The sequence below is a fragment of the Ruegeria sp. N8 genome (assembly GCF_056531325.1).
Window position 1 is genome coordinate 49,803 of record NZ_JBQFLQ010000008.1, and the last position, 17,054, is coordinate 66,856.

A 17,054-nucleotide genomic window follows, 5' to 3' on the forward strand; every position below is an offset into this window, starting at 1 on the left:
TGTCAGGTCAGGAACTCCAGCGCTTTGACAAAGACATCCGGGTCTGTGTTGCCGCCCGAGGCGACGACGATCACCGCATCACCCTCGATCTCGTCGCGCCGAAACAGGGCCGAGGCCAGCGATACCGCTCCGCCCGGTTCCAGAACAATCTTGAGGCGCAAGAAGGCCAGCGCCATGGCGTGCATGGCTTCATCTTCGGACACAGACAGGCCGGGGCCGCACAGGCGGTTGAGGATGGGGAAGGTGATGTCCCCCGGTTGCGGAGTCAGGATAGCGTCGCAGATATTGCCGCTGGTTGCCGCGTTGCTTTGGATTTGCCCCGTCTCCAAAGAGCGTTTCACGTCGTCAAACCCCTCGGGTTCGCAGGGGCGGGGGCGCAGACCGGGAGCGTGTTCTTCAAGCGCCAGCGCAATGCCCGAGGTCAGCCCGCCGCCACCGCAGCACACCAGCACATCTGCGTGTTTCACGCCCAAATCCGCAGCTTGCCGGGCGATCTCCAGACCAGTGGTGCCTTGCCCGGCAATCACTTGCGGTTCGTCATAGGGGCGGATCAGGGTCAGGCCACGCTCGGCGGCCAAAGCCTCACCAATTTCTTCGCGGCTTTCCGTGGCGCGGTCGTACAGAACCACCTCACCGCCCAGAGCGCGGGTGTTGTTGATTTTCAACTGGGGCGCGTCTGACGGCATGATGATCACCGACGCGATACCGTGACGGGCGGCGGCGTGGGCCACGCCCTGTGCGTGATTGCCCGAGGAAAAAGCGATCACCCCGCGGCTGCGCTCGGCTTCGCTGAGCGCTGAAATCGCCGACCAAGCTCCGCGAAACTTGAAGCTGCCGGTATGTTGCAGGCATTCGGGTTTGACCAGCACCCGGCGGCCCGCAATCTCGTCCAGAAACGGAGAGGTCAGGATCGGTGTTTCCCGCACATGGCCCCGCAACCGGTCGGCGGCCGCTTCAATCATTTGTAATGTGCTCATACGGCGTCCAATACGTTGCGGATTAGCTCCAGGGATTGCGGTTCGTCCAGAAAGGGCGCGTGGCCCCGGTCAGGGACTTCGACTGAGACGAGGCTGGGATGACGTCTATGCATCTCGGCCAGAGTGTCCTTGCCCAGCACATCGGAATTGGCACCCCGAATGACGCCGGTTGGAATATCGCGCAAAGCCTCAAAAAACAGCCACATATCCGGGATCGCCCCTGCGGCGGCCTGTTCCAGCAAGGCGGTGCGCAACCCCAGATCATAGCGCAAAGAAAGGCCCTGTTCGGTTTCCTGGTTCTGGAATTCAGCCATTTTCCGCCATCGCTCCAGCGGAACTCCGGGGAATTGTTCGGCCATCATATGCTGCAGGGCAAGAGCTGCTTCATCATAGGTATTGGAAACCGGCTTTTTGCCGACATAGCCCATTATTTTGGCAATCCCTGAAGTGTCGATAACCGGCCCGATATCGTTCAGCACGACCGAGGCCAAACGCTCGGGGTGACTGGCGGCGAGCGCCATGGCTATCAACCCGCCGCGCGAAGTGCCGATCACCGATACCCGCTCAAGCCCAAGATGGTCCAGCAATTCGATCGCGTCATGGGCTTCGCGCAGAACGTTATAGTTGCCGTGGTCGGTGTCATACTCCGACTGGCCGCGCCCTCGGTAGTCCATCGCAATCATCCGATGATCTGCCATATGCGGTGTCAGAAACGAGAAGTCCTGGGTATTACGTGTCAGCCCTGCAAGGCAAAGGACGGGCGAACCTGATCCGTTTTCTTCGAAATACAGGTTCTTTCCATCAGTTGTTGTAAAAAATGTCATTCCAGCCCAGCAAGTTGAGGGATCGTCGTCAGGTCGGACAATACATGCGCGGGTCTCCAGGGCAAGCGGTCCATTGGTTCCTTTGCGCGGTTGACCCATGCGGTGGTAAAACCATAGCCACTGGCACCTGCGGCGTCCCAGCCGTTTGAACTCACGAACAAAATCTCGTTCCGTTCGCCGCCGAACCGTTCCTGCACCAGATCGTAGACGCGTACATGGGGTTTGAAGACCCCGACGCTTTCGACCGACAGGACATCGTCCAGCACATCGCCAATCCCCGCAGATTGCACCGCACCGTCCAACATCGGCGGCGAGCCGTTCGACAGAATCGCGGTCTGCAATCCTCCGGCCTTGAGCGCTTGCAGCATCTGGGGCACTTCCGGATAGGCCTGCAATTCCCAATAGAGGTCGAGCAGCCGTTGCCGAAGTTTGGCATCGCCATCCAGACCGGTGGCCTCCAAAGCCCAATCCAACCCGTCCTGCGTGACATCCCAGAAATCCGCATGTGCGTCCGAGACTGCGCGCAACCAAGTATATTGCAACTGTTTTAGCCGCCAATAATTGGCCAGTTCGGGCCATTTCTGCCCCAGTGCTTCAAACCCCGGCTCGGCTGCGGCCTGTCGTGCGGCGGCGGCTACGTCAAACAGCGTTCCGTAGGCGTCGAAGATACATGTTTTGATCGGCATCTGATCCCTCCATCCCTGGGGCGCAGGTTGGCAAAAGAGGAACGGGTTTACAATGGCGTGTCACACTCTAGGGTTGGCCGTTCAACTCTTTAACGGCCGGAGGCCAGAATGACCGCTATCAAACAGGGCGACACGGTTCGCATTCACTATACGGGGACGTTGCTGGACGGGAATGTCTTTGACAGCTCGGACGGGCGCGATCCGCTGGAATTCGTGGTGGGATCGGGGCAGATCATTCCGGGGCTCGACAGCGCCATGTCTGGCCTGACGGTGGGTGAAAAGAAGAAGGTCGAGATTGCCTGTGTCGACGCGTACGGGCCGATCAACCCGGCGATGCGGCAAAGCATCCCGCGCGAAGGCATCCCCGACGATATCCCGCTGGAGCCCGGTTCGCGGCTGCAAATGCAGGCACCTGACGGGCAGGTCATGCCTGTGACGGTGGTTGATGCGGATGAGGCGACGGTGACACTGGACGCCAACCATCCCTTGGCCGGTCAGGATCTCGTGTTTGATATCGAGGTGGTGTCGATCAACTGACCCCGCGCCGATGCGGATCAGCCTGTCAGCAGGCTGGTCCAGGATGCGACTGCGGTTCTGACCTGCGGCTGGGTGAAGTACACAAACAGCATCAGCATTGTGGTCAGGCCCAGCAGGGCGATGCGCCCTCGCGCACCCAGAAATCCAGACTTGCGACGGGATCGGGACGTGCGTGCGGTGCTTGCCGCGATATGTTCAGCTTTGCTCATACCCGTATCCCTGCCGGTGAAAGATGGTCAAATCTGGGCACCGGCGGGGAAAATTGGGGTCACATAAAGTCAGGCTGCGGCATGCCCAGAACGTGGAAGCCACCATCTACCTTGATGATCTCGCCCGAGGTGCATGCCCCGGCCTCGGATGCCAAATAAACAGCGGTGCCGCCTACGGCCTCAAGCGTCGCGTTCGAACGCATGGGCGCGTTCTGGTCGCAGAACTTGTAGGTCTTGCGTGCGCCACCGATGGCCGCACCGGCCAGCGTTTTCATCGGACCGGGCGAGATGGCGTTGACGCGAATGCCTTCGGGGCCAAGATCATTGGCCAGATAGCGCGTCGCCGATTCCAGCGCCGCCTTGGCCACACCCATCACGTTGTAGTTCGGAACCACGCGGTTCGAACCCTGATATGTCAGCGTCAGCAGCGTGCCACCATTGTCTTTCATCATCGGATAGGCGCGGCGCGCGACCTCGATGAAGGAATAGGCCGACACGTCCATCGAGTGTTTGAAATTCGCCCGCGTGGTGTTCAGGAAACGGCCGGTCAGTTCCGACTTGTCCGAATAGGCAATCGCATGAACCACGAAATCAATGGTGGGCCAGCGTTCGCCCAGCTCGCCGAACGCTCGGTCCAGCGAGTCGTCATCGGTGACATCGGCGTCGACCATGAAGTCGCTGCCGAGGCTCTGGGCCAGCGGCTCCAGCCGTTTACCAAAAGCCTCGCCCTGATAGGTGAATGCCAGTTCGGCTCCGGCCTCGTGCATGGCTTTGGCGATACCCCACGCGATCGAGCGGTCGTTCGCCACGCCCATGATCAGGCCGCGTTTGCCTTTAAGAAGATCCGACATCACATTCACCCGTTATACTTTGAAAGAACCATGGATCCGTTGGTGCCGCCAAAGCCAAAGCTGTTGGTCATCACCGAGTCGAGTCCCGCATTTTCAACAACTTGCGTTGCAATTTCACCGGGCTGGATGCCTTCGGCGAGCGTTTCGACATTGATCGACGGTGTAATGAAATCATTGTCCAGCATCAGCAAGCAGAAGATCGCCTCTAACGCGCCTGCGGCACCTTGCGCGTGGCCGGTCATCGACTTGGTCGAGGAAATCGGCGGCACGTTGCCTTCACCAAAGATGCGGCGTACGGCTTCAACCTCGCCTACATCGCCGACCGGGGTCGAGGTGCCGTGGGCGTTGATGTATCCAATCTTTCGGCCTTCGGGCAGGGTGGACAGGGCCAGACGCATCGCGCGTTCGCCGCCTTCGCCCGAAGGGGCCACCATGTCATGCCCGTCCGAGGTTGCGGCATAACCGGTCACTTCGGCATAGATCTTGGCACCGCGTGCCAACGCGTGATCCAGATCCTCCAGCACGACAATGCCGCCGCCACCGGAAATCACGAACCCGTCGCGATTCTGGTCAAAGGCGCGCGAGGCTTTGTCCGGCGTGTCATTGTATTTCGACGACATCGCGCCCATCGCGTCAAACAGGCAGGACAGCGTCCAGTCCAGCTCTTCGCCGCCGCCTGCAAACATCACGTCCTGCTTGCCCAGCATGATCTGTTCCGCCGCGTTGCCGATGCAATGCAGTGAGGTCGAGCAAGCCGAGGTGATCGAGTAGTTAATGCCCTTGATCTTGAACGCGGTCGCAAGGTTGGCCGAAATCGTTGAACACATGCATTTCGGCACTGCAAACGGCCCGATCCGCTTGGTCGCGCCATTCTTCAGTACGGTTTGGTGCGCAGTCAGCATCGCACTGGTCGAGGGGCCACCCGAGCCGGCCACCAGACCTGTGCGCGGGTTCACCACCTGATCTTCGGTCAGACCGGAATCTGCGATCGCCTGGCTCATCGCGATATGGGCATAAGCCGCGCCGGGACCCATGAAACGCAAGGTGCGCTTGTCCACATACTCGGTCACGTCGATCTTCAGCGACCCTGCAATCTGGCTGCGGAAACCGTGTTCGACCATCTGGTCGTTGGCCTCAATGCCGGATTTGCCAGCTTTGAGTGAGGCCAGAACCTCTTGGGCATTGTTCCCGATGGAGGAGACAATCCCCAAACCGGTGACAACTACTCGACGCATATGCGTGCTCCTTATTTCGGGCCGATCAGGCTCAGGCTTCGGACAGGACGACTTTCATGTCCTTGACGTCGTAAATCATTTCACCGTCCGCTTCGACGATACCATCCGCCACACCCATGGTCAGGCGGCGCGTCTGGATCGCTTTTTTGAAATCAATTTTGTAAGTCAGCATCTTGCGGTCGGGGCGGACCATGCCGGTCAGCTTGACCTCGCCCACGCCAACAGCCATGCCACGCCCCTGCCAGCCGCGCCAGCCCAGGTTAAAGCCGGTCAGCTGCCACAGGCCATCCAGCCCCAGACAACCGGGCATAATCGGGTTGCCGGGGAAGTGGCAGTCAAAGAACCACAGGTCCGGAGTAATGTCGAATTCCGCCAAAACATGACCTTTGCCATGGGCTCCACCATCGGCTGAGATATCGGTAATCCGGTCCATCATCAGCATCGGCGGGGCGGGCAACTGCGCGTTACCGGGGCCGAATAATTCGCCACGGGCGCATTTCAGCAGATCATCCTTGTCAAAGCTGCTCGGGAATTGGGCCATTCTTGCCGCCTCTCCTGCCAGGGGTCCGTTTATCTAATCTGGCCTCGTCTAGCACCCGTATGCAAGGTCCTGCAAGAGCGGTGACATACATCATGACCAGTTCCGTCTGTTCTTGCGAATGAATTTCATTTGAAATTCCTAGGCCTCAGCACTTATATATACACAAGCAACAAATCGGTATCGGATTCATGACACCAGAAAGCCAGAGCATAGCCACTAATTGGTTGGTTCACGCCGGATTGCGCCCGACACGTCAGCGCGTGGCCCTGGCGGAGCTTTTGGTGGGTGACGGAAATCATCGTCATGTCACCGCGGAAAGCCTGTTTGAATCGGCCAAAAAGAACGGCGATGCTGTGTCTTTGGCGACGGTCTACAACACGCTGCGCGCGTTCTGCGAGGCCGGGGTGTTGCAGGAAATCACCGTGGACGGTTCGAAAAGCTATTTCGACACCAACACCCATGACCATCCGCATTTCTTCTGGGAAGACGAAGGCCGCCTGAGCGATGCGCCGTCGGACCAGTTGGTGATTCAGCGCCTGCCTGACGCGCCTGAGGGGGTCGAAATCGCGTCGGTCGATGTGGTGATCCGTCTGCGGAAGAAATAACCTTACGTCGATAATTCAGCCAGGACCTGTTGCGCCCGTTCGGTAAGCGCATCCAGCGGTCCCGTACCGTGCCGCGCCAGCACAACCGGCTCGCGCGCGATCTGGTCAGTGACGGGCAGGCTGACCAGCGGCGTTCCGTCGTAGCTGAGCGGGGCTGGGATGTTGGCATAAGTCATCGCAACGCCTTCTTCATGCGCCGCAAAGCTGCGTTGAATTTCCAGCGATGCTGCCCGGTGGGCAACCTTTGGGGTCTGTCCGGCTGAGCGGAAGAGATTGAGAAAATGTTGTGCCGAAAGCCCTTCATCCGACAGGATCAAGGGATAGGCGGCCACGTCGCTTAACAAGACGTGTTCCCGCCCCGCAAGCGGGTGATCCGGAGACATCACCGCGTTCGGGGAATTTGCAAACAACTGCGTCGTCGAGAAGCCAGCATCCAAAGTCAGGCCGTAGGTGAATGCCAAGTCGATTTCCCCCTGAACCAGGCCCGAGACTAGGCCCTGAAAGCCCGCCACGCGGTAGGTCACAGCGACATCTGGAAGTTCCCTGCGCAACAGGCGCAAAGCGCGCGCCAGCAAGAACGGCGCAAGATCTTCGAAACATCCCAAGCGCAGGCGCGCCGCCGCAGGTCCCTCGGCAGATGAGTTTTCCAGTTGCGCTGCGCGGGCCAGCAGGGCCTCGGCCTGTTCGATGAACCTGCGCCCTTGTGGGGTCAGGCTCATGGCTGCGCCGCGTTTGCGGGTGAATAGTGGGTGGCCCACTTGTTCTTCGACCCGTGTCAGGGCGTTGGACAGAGCGGGTTGGGACACATTCAGATGCTGCGCTGCCGCCGACAGGCCCCCATGTCGACCGATGGCGCAGACATATTCGTACTGTCGTAGAGAAAGATATAGCATGATTTTATATCTACCTTCAAAAGATATGACTTGAACAGAGTGCAATGCCATGCGCAGATCATCGCACAACCGGCTCGGAGACGAACATGACCCACTCCCTTGTGACGCAAGACATGATCGACACTTATCAGCGTGACGGCGTCGTGCTGATCAGGGGGCTGTTTGCCGACTACGTTGATCGCCTGCGCGACGGAGTAGCAGCGAATATGGCGGATCCCGGTCCATATGCCTCGGACAACAAGAAACAGGGCGAAACGGGACTGTTCTTTGACGACTACTGCAACTGGTCGCGAATCGAGCAGTTTCAGGACGTAGTCCACAACTCTCCGGCGGCCGAGGTCGCGGCGGATCTTATGCAATCGCAGACCGTGCAAATGTTTCACGATCATGTGCTGGTGAAAGAGCCAGGGACCTCGATGGCGACGCCCTGGCATCAGGATGGGCCGTATTACTTTGTCGAGGGTCGGCAGACGATCAGCTTTTGGTCCCCGCTGGACTCGGTGACACAGGCAACCTTGCGCTGCGTGGCCGGATCGCATCGGTGGGAGAAAGAGGTATTGCCGACCCGCTGGGTGTCTGAGGAGGGGTTCTTTGCGGATGAGGGCCAGTACATCCCTGTACCTGACCCGGACACCGAAGGGATGAATGTGGTCGAATTCGAAATGCAGCCGGGCGACGCGGTAGCTTTCAACTATCGCACATTGCACGGCGCACGAGGGAATCACTCAGACAGTCGCCGCCGCGCGTTTTCGTTGCGGTTGGTGGGGGATGATGCGCGCTATGTGGAGCGACCCGGCCGCACCTCACCCCCATTTCCGGGCCATGACATGGTGCCGGGGCAGCGCCTGCGCGAGGATTGGTTTCCGATGGTGTGGCCGCGATAGGGGGCTCTGCCCCCGGCGCGGCGGGGCCGCACCTCCCCCGGGATATTTTTGGCCAGATGAAGGGCGGATCAGAACCATTGTCCCGGTTCGATCAGGCCCAGGTCCAGCAACTGGTTTGAGGTCCATTCGAACGCGACCGAGTTGCGCCATTGAAAACTTGGGATTTCAAAGGTCGATCCTGCGTTTGATTTCAGAGCCTTTGCCGCACGGAAGGAACAGATCGCAGCCGTCAGGTTATGATGCCAGGGGCAGGAATAGGTGTTGTATTCCTGTGTGTTGAACGTGTGATCTGACCGGAGCGTCAGGCCCTTGCGGGATTTGAACAGACCAATCCGGTCGATGCGGCGGCGTTCATAAGGAATGTGATCTTCAAACCGCCAGCGCAGCCCCCCTGACATGTCCAACTGCCGTTCAACCGGGTGGCCGTCGGGCGTGTGGCGGGTGTGTGCGTAGTACCCGCTTCGGTCCAGCATCGCGCGATCCGGAGCAACCCCGTTGGGGAAAGCCGCCAGATCGTCAGCATAGAGGTCGACCACGTGGGTCAACATTGCATCACGGCGTTCTTCGGTGTGAAAGGCCAGCATCTCGCCGATGGTGCGGGTCTCGCAGAAGGGGAAGAACAGGTATTCGGCGTTGTAGCAATAATACATCCAACGCGTCGGGGCCGATGCGATCATAGTATTGATCGTGTCGAAGACGACTGTGCGCGGGGCGCAGGTCAAAGTGACACGGTGTATGCGCTCGGCCAGATCGTCGGACAAAGTGAATTCGGTGGGCATGAAGGCTACCAGCGCAGCGAAGCCGAGGTTCAGGTGGTGACGGATCGTGCTTTCGACCTCGACCTCATCCTCGGCAAAGATCAGAGCAATTGGGCCTTTTGACAGCGTGGGCATACCAGATCGCAGAAAGGAATTCACCGAGTCGTATTGCATGGCCTGTTCGCGCTCGTCTTGCTGGCGTTTCGGGCCAAAATCGGGTAATCGCGCGGGCATTGCAAGCGGCGTTCGTAAGGTATAGACGACGCCGATCCCGCGAACGCAAAGGCCTTACCCATGTCGGAATCCAAAAAGCTGTACATCAAGACCTATGGTTGTCAGATGAACGTCTATGACAGCGAGCGTATGGCCGAAACGCTGGGCGGTCAGGGATATGTGGAAACCCAAAGCCCCGATGACGCGGATATGATTCTGCTGAATACCTGCCATATCCGCGAAAAGGCGGCTGAGAAAGTCTATTCCGAGTTGGGTCGCTTCAAAGGGCTGAAAGCGGAAAAGCCCGATTTGAAGATCGGTGTGGCCGGTTGTGTTGCACAGGCCGAGGGTGAAGAGATCATGCGTCGTCAGCCTCTGGTCGATCTGGTGGTGGGGCCGCAAAGCTACCACCGTCTGCCCGAGATGGAGGCCAAGACCCGCGAGGGCGCCAAGGCGCTGGACACCGACTTCCCCGAGGAAGACAAGTTCGAAAAGCTCAAGAACCGGCCCAAAGCCAAGCGTGGCCCGACGGCGTTTTTGACCGTTCAGGAAGGCTGCGACAAGTTCTGTGCCTTCTGCGTTGTGCCCTATACCCGCGGGGCCGAGGTTAGCCGCCCGGCGGATCGCATCATCCGTGAGGCGCAGGATCTGGTCGAACGCGGCGTGCGTGAGATCACTTTGCTGGGTCAGAACGTCAACGCCTATCACGGGGCCGGACCCAACGGTGACATGACGCTGGCCGGGCTGATCTGGGATTTGAACAAGGTTGACGGGCTGGAGCGTATCCGGTTCACCACGTCGCACCCCAACGACATGGCCGATGACCTGATCGAGGCGCACGGAACCTGCGACAAGCTGATGCCCTATTTGCATCTGCCGGTTCAGTCGGGCTCGGATCGAATTCTGAAGCGGATGAACCGCAGCCATACGGCAGACAGCTATTTGCGTCTGATCGAACGTATTCGCGAGGCACGGCCGGATATCATGATGTCAGGCGACTTCATCGTGGGCTTCCCCGAGGAAACCGATGCGGATTTTCAGGCGACATTGGATTTGGTTGAGCAAGTCAGATACGGATACGCGTACTCGTTCAAATATTCGACCCGTCCGGGAACGCCGGCGGCCGAGCGGTCTCAGGTTGATCCTGAGGTGGCGGATGACCGCCTACAGCGCCTGCAGACCGTGATCACCCGGCATCAACGCGAAATTCAGGATGCGATGGTGGGCCGAAACGTGCGTGTTTTGTTTGAAAAGCCGGGTCGTCTACCGGGGCAGATGGTCGGAAAATCCGAGTATCTTCATTCGGTTCACGTGGCAGACGCGGATTTGGCCATCGGAGAGTTGCGAGACGTACGCATCACCTCGTCGGGCGCGAATTCGCTGGCGGGTGAGCTTGTCTGACACGCGCGCTATCTGTGATGAAAACGCCAAGGGTCAATTTGAACTGAAAATTAACGCTTGATTTATCGCTTCGTTCTATGCTCCGAGAAAAGCCAGATTTTTTAGGGACCTACGACATTTGTAGCCTCTGAATTTTCGGGTTGTGTACTGACGCGGGCAAAGTGTCTGGGCCTTGGAGGGTGCGAGTGGTAGTCGAAAGAAATAAAACAAAGCTTTGTTTGCAGTTTGTTTTGGCGGTGATGGTTTCGCTCTTGGGGCTCTCAGGGGCAGCGATTGCGGGCAATACCGATGCCGCCTTGTCAGATCCTCCGGTATTGGATCCGCAGCGGGTTGATCACGACGTTAGCGCTTTCTATCTGGGATTGACGGCGGGATACGCAAGTGGCGGAACGGATCAGTTCGGTTTGGCCACACCAGGCGGCACGTTTCCCATTGGCGAATTGGACTTGAACGGGTCATTCGGTGGCGTTCGGGCTGGATGGCGCGGTGTTCTTCCGGCCAAAGGCGGGCGCGACTATGTTTACGGCCTTGAAATCGGGTATGAGTTCGGCTCGATTGACGATGAAACAACCGCGCTGATCAGTGGAACGACAGTCACCGGCGGGTCCGAAGTGTCGGACGTGTTGTCCATCCGATTCCGCAATGGCCTGACAAACAAAAGCGGCTCCATCCTTTATTTTGTGTCCGCTGGTTATGTGCGCGGCGACATCGAAACGACAAACAGCATTACCACCGGCGCAACGACACAGTCATTTCAGGAGAGTGACAGCCGGGATGGATTCTCGCTGAGTATTGGGGCTGAGCACTACCTGAACGACGATTGGTCAATCACCGGCGAATATGAATATGTTCAGTTTCAGGGTGAGGATATCGAATTTGGCAACGGATTCTCGACCCGTTCCACGCCGGAGTATCGCAGTCTTCGGTTTGGTCTGACTTATACGTTCTGATTTGCAGAGGGTGCTCTGTCGAATACCGGGATGATTGGCTGAAATCACAAACAATCGGCGGAATTATCATCTGATCCGGAAAATTTGAATCTGTGGCTTGCACCTACCGGCAATTGTTGTCACGCTCAGGGTGAAACGCCAAGACAGGAGAACGGATTGGCCATCGGTGCCCTGACCCCACCGCAAGATGAAATGCCCCAGCGTGAGGCGTTTGTTGAATTTCCAGACAACCGGTTGTTGATTGACCTTTGCGGCGAATATGACCGCAATCTGACCGACATCGAAAACAAGCTATCGGTTCAGATCGTGCGCCGTGGCAATCAGCTTGTTGTCATGGGTGACGAGGATGCTCAGAAACAGGCGATTGAGGTGCTCCAGGCGCTTTACACGCGTCTGGAAGGCGGGCGCGAGGTTGAAGCCGCAGATGTGGATCGTGAGTTGCGCATGGGCGGGTCCGAGACCGGAACCGGCAGCCGCGACGGCGATCAGCTTGAGATGTTCAAGGGCGGCACGGTCGAGATCAAGACTCGCAAGAAACTGGTCGAGCCCCGCACGGACGCGCAGAAAGCCTATGTGCAGTCGCTGTTCAACAATGAACTGGCCTTTGGAATCGGGCCGGCAGGCACGGGTAAAACCTATCTTGCCGTTGCTGTTGGTGTGTCGATGTTCATCGGCGGGCATGTGGACCGCATCATCCTCAGCCGTCCGGCGGTCGAGGCGGGCGAGAAGCTTGGATACCTGCCCGGCGATATGAAGGACAAGGTCGATCCCTACATGCAGCCGCTCTATGACGCGTTGAACGACTTTTTGCCCGGCAAGCAACTGGCCAAACTGATCGAAGAAAAGCGTATCGAAATCGCGCCGCTGGCCTTCATGCGGGGGCGTACCCTTGCGAATGCCTTCGTGGTGCTTGATGAGGCGCAAAACGCCACGACCATGCAGATGAAGATGTTCCTGACCCGTCTGGGTGAAGGTAGCCGGATGGTGATCACCGGTGACCGCTCGCAGGTCGATCTGCCGCGCGGGGTGCAATCGGGGCTGGCAGATGCGGAACGTTTGTTGAAAACGATCCCGAATATCAGCTTCAACTACTTCACTTCCAAAGATGTGGTCCGCCACCCGCTTGTCGCCGCCATTATCGAGGCGTATGAGGCCGACGCGGGGCGTGAAACCGGATAAGGCCCGCGCCGCGGATACCGGGTATTGGGCGAATTGACATGGCTATTGAACTGACGGTCGAAGACCCCCGTTGGAGCGGTCTGGAAGCATTGGTAGACCGTGCCGCTCAGGCGGTGTTCCATCGTTTTGATCTGGACGCAGATCTGTGTGAAGTCAGTGTTCTGGCCTGCGATGATGCCCACATTGCCGCGCTGAACGCCGAGTTTCGGGAAAAACCCAGCCCAACCAACGTGCTGAGCTGGCCCGCCGAGGATCTGTCGCCCGAGGCCGCAGGCGACATCCCTGACCATCCGCAGCCCGATTTTACCGGTGAAATCGCCCTTGGTGATATCGCCATTTCCTTCGATACTTGCACCCGCGAGGCAGCCGAGGCAGGCAAACCCATGGACGATCACGTGACGCATCTGATCGTTCACGGATTGTTACATCTGTTGGGCTATGATCACATTCGTGACCCCGACGCCACTTTGATGGAGGGGCTTGAGGTCGAGATACTTGGCAAAATGGGTATTGATAACCCATATATAGTTTAATACAGGCCAGTCAGGCCGATCATTTGGACTAGGATAATGGGCGAAACAGACGGCAGTTCTATGGCGGCGCAAAGCGCGCAACCGCAGAACAGCGGCGAAAATAGCAAAGAGAAGACAGGGTTTTTCTCTCGAATAGTAGATGCGTTCTCAACCCCGACCGAGGGGGAGGCCACTGCGATGAATGGTCATGATACCGAGGCGACACAGCCACGCGGCATGATCAACCTGCGGCGGATGCGGGTTGAAGATGTGGCCATCCCCACAGCAGAAATCGTGTCAGTTCCTTCGACCATCTCCAAAGACGAGCTTGCGCAGGTGTTTCGCGAAAGCGGCCTGTCGCGGATCCCTGTTTATGAAGGGACACTGGATACGCCTTTGGGCTTCGTGCACCTTAAGGATTTCGCGCTGACCCATGGGTTCAACGGAACATCATCCGAATTCGATCTCGTCTCGATGTTACGGACTTTGCTGTTTGTTCCGCCCTCGATGCCAATTGGGGTTCTGCTGACCAAGATGCAGACAGAACGTAGGCATATGGCCTTGGTTATCGATGAATATGGTGGTGTTGACGGGTTGCTGACCATCGAAGACCTGATTGAGCAGGTTGTGGGTGAGATTGCAGATGAGCATGACGCTGACGAAAGTCAGCTATGGGTGCAGGAAAAGCCAGGCTGCTATGTCGTTCAAGCCCGCGTCCCAGTCGAGGAGTTCGAGGCCGAGATTGGAAGGTCTCTGACCAGCCACGAGGATGTGGACGAGGAAGAAATCGACACGTTGGGCGGGTTGGTCTTTATGCTGTCCGGCCGCGTGCCTGCGCGCGGCGAGGTTGTTTTGCATCCCGAAGGCCCTGAGTTTGAGGTGATCGACGCCGACCCGCGCCGTATCAAGCGCCTGCGCGTAATGTTGCCGGATCTTGTTGCATGACCCCTGTGGGGGGCTGGCCATTCTGGCTGATATTCCTGTCTGCCGCAGTGCTTGGTGGCGTGGCCGCCTTTGGCCTTGCTCCGTTCGGGTATTGGTGGGCGACAGTTATCGCGCTGACGCTGCTGGCCCCGGTTTACCTGTCCAGCAAAAGCCGGGGGCAGGCGGCCTGGATCGGTTGGGCCTTCGCGACGGGCTATTTCGCCCATGCCCTAAGCTGGATCGTTGAGCCATTTCTGGTCGACGCGCCGCGCTACGGATGGATGGCGCCTTTTGCGCTGGTGTTTATGGCCGGAGGGCTTGCCCTGTTCTGGGCTCTGGCATTTTGGGTGGCACGAAAACCCGGCGCATCGGGGGTGGGGCAAACTGTTTTGCTCGCACTGATCATCGCGCTGGCAGAAGCGGGGCGTGGCTATGTGCTGACCGGGTTTCCGTGGGCCGGGTTGGCGCAGGTCTGGGTGGACACACCCGTGGCGCAGGTTCTTGCTCTGACCGGGCCCTATGGGTTGGGGGCGTTGACCTTGCTGGCTACTCTGCCGCTGGGCGCGGCGCTGTCGCGGCGCAAGGGGATTTTCCTGCCTTTGTGTCTGTCGGTTGGTTTTGTAGGTCTGGGTTTGGGATACGCCGCGATGCGCCCGGACGTTACCAATACCGAACACATCGTCCGTCTGATCCAGCCGAACGCGCCGCAGCACCAGAAATGGGACCCAGACTATGCTCCGCTTTTCTTTGCCCGCCAGATTGAATTTTCGGCGCAGCAGCCACGCCCGGACCTGATCGTGTGGCCGGAAACCTCGGTTCCCGCTTGGCTGGGTAGCGCGCAGCCTCATCTGGACGCGATTGCCGAAGCCGCGCAGGGAACGCCGGTTTTTCTGGGCATTCAACGGGGGGATGGGCCCCGGATCTACAACTCGATGATCTACCTGAATGAAGATGGGCAGCAGCAGGGCCTGTATGACAAGCACCATCTGGCCCCGTTTGGCGAATACGTTCCGTTTGGGGACGTGATGGCCCGGTTCGGCATTCACGGCATGGCCACGACCACGGGCAACGGCTTCAGCGCCGGTCCGGGCGCTGAGCTGATCGAGGCGGGAAAGCTGGGGCTGGCCCTGCCGTTGATCTGCTATGAGGCGGTGTTCACGCAAGATGTCTTGTCGGCACCGGGGCGCGCGGATTTTCTGATGCAGATTACCAATGATGCTTGGTTTGGCACTCGGTCCGGGCCGTATCAGCACCTCGCCCAAGCCCAAATGCGCGCGGTTGAACAGGGCCTGCCAATGATGCGCGCCGCCAATACTGGTGTCTCGGCGATGATCGACCCTTTGGGGCGGATCACCAAGGCACTGCCACTTGGAGAGGCGGGGTTTATCGACGCGCTTTTGCCTGCCCCGCTGGCTCGGACACTGTATGCGCGGATCGGCGACTATCCGGTCTTTTTTGTGCTATTCGGCCTGACCGCGCTGCTTTGGCGCAACGCCCGGCGGGTAGACGCATAAATACCGATTGACCCCGGCTTTGTGCGGGCGTATCCCCTCGCATGCCCGTCACAACGGCTTCCTGGCGTGATGGGGAAATCTTAATGGAGCACATTCATGTCCCGACAGAACTATACTTTCACTTCGGAATCCGTGTCCGAAGGGCACCCGGATAAGGTCTGCGATCGTATTTCCGATGCCGTACTTGATGCCTTTTTGAACGAAGAACCCGAAGCACGCGTAGCGTGCGAGACGTTTGCCACCACCAACCGGGTTGTCGTCGGTGGCGAAGTTGGCCTGTCGGATCAGGACAAGTTGCACGACTACATGGCGCATATCGACGACATCGCGCGCGCCTGTATTAAGGATATCGGCTACGAGCAGGACAAGTTCCACCACGAAACCGTCGAAGTGACGAACCTGCTGCACGAACAATCCGCCCATATCGCGCAGGGTGTCGATGCCGCCGATGACAAGGAGGAAGGGGCAGGCGATCAGGGGATCATGTTCGGCTATGCCACGACCGAAACGCCTGCGTTGATGCCGGCTCCGATCCAGTATTCCCACGCGATCCTGCGTCGGCTGGCTGAAGTGCGCAAAAACGGCTCCGAGCCTGCGCTGGGCCCCGATGCCAAGTCGCAGCTTTCGGTTGTCTACCGTGACGGAAAACCTGTCGGTGTCAGCTCGATCGTGCTGTCGACCCAGCATCTGGACGCGGCGCTGAGCTCGGATGACATCCGCGCCATAGTCGAGCCTTATATCCGCGAGACTCTTCCCGAAGGTTGGCTGTCGGCCGAGACCGAATGGCACGTAAACCCGACCGGCAAATTTGTGATCGGCGGCCCCGATGGCGATGCTGGCCTGACTGGTCGCAAGATCATCGTGGACACCTATGGGGGTGCAGCACCTCACGGTGGTGGCGCGTTCTCGGGTAAAGACCCGACCAAAGTGGATCGTTCGGCCGCCTATGCCGCACGCTATCTGGCAAAGAATGTAGTGGCTGCCGGTATGGCTGAGCGTTGCACGATCCAGCTCAGCTATGCGATTGGCGTGTCCAAGCCTCTATCGATCTACGCGGATACGCATGGCACGGGCCAGATCGCAGATGCAGCGATCGAAAAAGCCGTGGGCCAGGTAATGGACCTGACCCCGCGCGGCATCCGCGAGCATCTGCAACTGAACAAGCCGATCTACCAGCGCACTGCAGCCTACGGCCACTTCGGCCGCGAACCCGATGCCGATGGCGGCTTCAGCTGGGAAAGCACTGATCTGGCGGACGCGCTGAAAGCGGCGGTCTGATCTTAGACCAAAGGTGCGCCCATTCGGGCGCGCTCTATTCTGGTGCTTTTTGGGGGCGGCAGGTCTGTTGAGTGGACCGGTCG

Annotated in this window: 19 protein-coding genes and 1 riboswitch; of the genes, 10 read left to right on the forward strand and 9 right to left on the reverse strand. The window is 58.8% G+C overall.

Annotation, left to right across the window (positions count from 1 at the left end):
- Positions 1-2: 2 nt before the first annotated feature.
- Genes ACR0C5_RS15160 through ACR0C5_RS15170 form a run of 3 tightly spaced genes read right to left on the reverse strand, consistent with a single transcriptional unit; the run spans position 3 to position 2,487 of the window.
- Positions 3-977 carry a threonine ammonia-lyase gene (locus tag ACR0C5_RS15160; RefSeq protein ID WP_480877663.1) on the reverse strand — a complete coding sequence of 325 codons (975 nt, stop codon included), beginning with the start codon at positions 975-977 and terminating at the stop codon, positions 3-5.
- On the reverse strand, positions 974-1,801 hold the full coding sequence (locus tag ACR0C5_RS15165; protein WP_480877665.1) for an alpha/beta fold hydrolase: 828 nt from the start codon (positions 1,799-1,801) through the stop codon (positions 974-976). The genes ACR0C5_RS15160 and ACR0C5_RS15165 overlap by 4 nt, the downstream gene beginning before the upstream one ends.
- The gene (locus tag ACR0C5_RS15170; protein WP_480877667.1) at positions 1,798-2,487 is read right to left on the reverse strand and encodes a haloacid dehalogenase type II; all 690 of its coding nucleotides are present in this window, start codon (positions 2,485-2,487) and stop codon (positions 1,798-1,800) included. The genes ACR0C5_RS15165 and ACR0C5_RS15170 overlap by 4 nt, the downstream gene beginning before the upstream one ends.
- A 108-nt stretch (positions 2,488-2,595) precedes the next feature.
- Between ACR0C5_RS15170 and ACR0C5_RS15175 the strand changes: the two genes are divergently transcribed.
- Positions 2,596-3,024 (forward strand): FKBP-type peptidyl-prolyl cis-trans isomerase, encoded by a 429-nt coding sequence (locus ACR0C5_RS15175; RefSeq protein WP_170769899.1) that lies wholly within the window; start codon positions 2,596-2,598, stop codon positions 3,022-3,024.
- A gap of 17 nt (positions 3,025-3,041) precedes the next feature.
- Here the strand turns inward: ACR0C5_RS15175 and ACR0C5_RS15180 are convergent, their stop codons facing one another.
- From ACR0C5_RS15180 to fabA, 4 genes are read right to left on the reverse strand one after another with little or no spacing between them, the layout of a single operon-like run.
- Positions 3,042-3,233, reverse strand: a complete 192-nt coding sequence (locus ACR0C5_RS15180; RefSeq protein WP_170769900.1) for a hypothetical protein — start codon at positions 3,231-3,233, stop codon at positions 3,042-3,044.
- A 59-nt stretch (positions 3,234-3,292) separates the two neighbouring features.
- Positions 3,293-4,084 (reverse strand): enoyl-ACP reductase FabI, encoded by a 792-nt coding sequence (locus ACR0C5_RS15185; protein WP_170782930.1) that lies wholly within the window; start codon positions 4,082-4,084, stop codon positions 3,293-3,295.
- Positions 4,085-4,089: 5 nt separating this feature from the next.
- Positions 4,090-5,319, reverse strand: coding sequence for a beta-ketoacyl-ACP synthase I (gene fabB / locus ACR0C5_RS15190; RefSeq protein ID WP_480877670.1), 1,230 nt, complete (start codon positions 5,317-5,319; stop codon positions 4,090-4,092).
- Between the two features lie 31 nt (positions 5,320-5,350).
- Entirely contained in the window at positions 5,351-5,860 is a 510-nt protein-coding gene (gene fabA, locus ACR0C5_RS15195) for a bifunctional 3-hydroxydecanoyl-ACP dehydratase/trans-2-decenoyl-ACP isomerase (protein WP_170326986.1), read from the reverse strand.
- 188 nt (positions 5,861-6,048) lie between these two features.
- Between fabA and irrA the strand changes: the two genes are divergently transcribed.
- Positions 6,049-6,465, forward strand: a complete 417-nt coding sequence (gene irrA / locus ACR0C5_RS15200) for an iron response transcriptional regulator IrrA (RefSeq protein ID WP_170769903.1) — start codon at positions 6,049-6,051, stop codon at positions 6,463-6,465.
- A 2-nt stretch (positions 6,466-6,467) separates the two neighbouring features.
- On the opposite strand, the gene ACR0C5_RS15205 is transcribed toward irrA, so the two are convergent.
- The gene (locus ACR0C5_RS15205) at positions 6,468-7,358 is read right to left on the reverse strand and encodes a LysR family transcriptional regulator (RefSeq protein WP_480877673.1); all 891 of its coding nucleotides are present in this window, start codon (positions 7,356-7,358) and stop codon (positions 6,468-6,470) included.
- A gap of 86 nt (positions 7,359-7,444) precedes the next feature.
- Here ACR0C5_RS15205 and ACR0C5_RS15210 point away from each other — a divergent pair, with 86 nt between their 5' ends.
- Positions 7,445-8,242, forward strand: a complete 798-nt coding sequence (locus tag ACR0C5_RS15210) for a phytanoyl-CoA dioxygenase family protein (protein ID WP_170769905.1) — start codon at positions 7,445-7,447, stop codon at positions 8,240-8,242.
- A gap of 68 nt (positions 8,243-8,310) precedes the next feature.
- On the opposite strand, the gene ACR0C5_RS15215 is transcribed toward ACR0C5_RS15210, so the two are convergent.
- Entirely contained in the window at positions 8,311-9,174 is an 864-nt protein-coding gene (locus ACR0C5_RS15215; RefSeq protein WP_480877817.1) for a glycosyltransferase family protein, read from the reverse strand.
- Between the two features lie 120 nt (positions 9,175-9,294).
- On the opposite strand from ACR0C5_RS15215, the gene miaB reads away from it, so the two are divergent.
- The 7 genes from miaB (at position 9,295) to metK (ending at position 16,971) form a co-directional block, all read left to right on the forward strand.
- A complete protein-coding gene (miaB, locus tag ACR0C5_RS15220; protein ID WP_480877675.1) occupies positions 9,295-10,614 on the forward strand; it encodes a tRNA (N6-isopentenyl adenosine(37)-C2)-methylthiotransferase MiaB in 1,320 nt (439 codons plus the stop codon).
- Between the two features lie 218 nt (positions 10,615-10,832).
- Positions 10,833-11,564, forward strand: a complete 732-nt coding sequence (locus tag ACR0C5_RS15225) for an outer membrane protein (RefSeq protein ID WP_480877677.1) — start codon at positions 10,833-10,835, stop codon at positions 11,562-11,564.
- A gap of 156 nt (positions 11,565-11,720) precedes the next feature.
- Positions 11,721-12,743 carry a PhoH family protein gene (locus tag ACR0C5_RS15230; protein ID WP_170769907.1) on the forward strand — a complete coding sequence of 341 codons (1,023 nt, stop codon included), beginning with the start codon at positions 11,721-11,723 and terminating at the stop codon, positions 12,741-12,743.
- Positions 12,744-12,781: 38 nt separating this feature from the next.
- Positions 12,782-13,276, forward strand: coding sequence for an rRNA maturation RNase YbeY (gene ybeY, locus ACR0C5_RS15235; RefSeq protein WP_170769908.1), 495 nt, complete (start codon positions 12,782-12,784; stop codon positions 13,274-13,276).
- Positions 13,277-13,312: 36 nt separating this feature from the next.
- Positions 13,313-14,200: a hemolysin family protein gene (locus ACR0C5_RS15240; RefSeq protein WP_170769909.1), complete on the forward strand. Its 888-nt coding sequence runs from the start codon at positions 13,313-13,315 to the stop codon at positions 14,198-14,200.
- Complete coding sequence (gene lnt, locus ACR0C5_RS15245) at positions 14,197-15,693, forward strand: apolipoprotein N-acyltransferase (RefSeq protein WP_480877680.1); 1,497 nt, start codon at positions 14,197-14,199, stop codon at positions 15,691-15,693. The genes ACR0C5_RS15240 and lnt overlap by 4 nt, the downstream gene beginning before the upstream one ends.
- A 42-nt stretch (positions 15,694-15,735) precedes the next feature.
- Positions 15,736-15,784: riboswitch (SAM-SAH riboswitch) on the forward strand.
- A gap of 5 nt (positions 15,785-15,789) precedes the next feature.
- Positions 15,790-16,971, forward strand: a complete 1,182-nt coding sequence (gene metK, locus ACR0C5_RS15250; RefSeq protein WP_480877682.1) for a methionine adenosyltransferase — start codon at positions 15,790-15,792, stop codon at positions 16,969-16,971.
- Positions 16,972-17,054 lie beyond the last annotated feature (83 nt).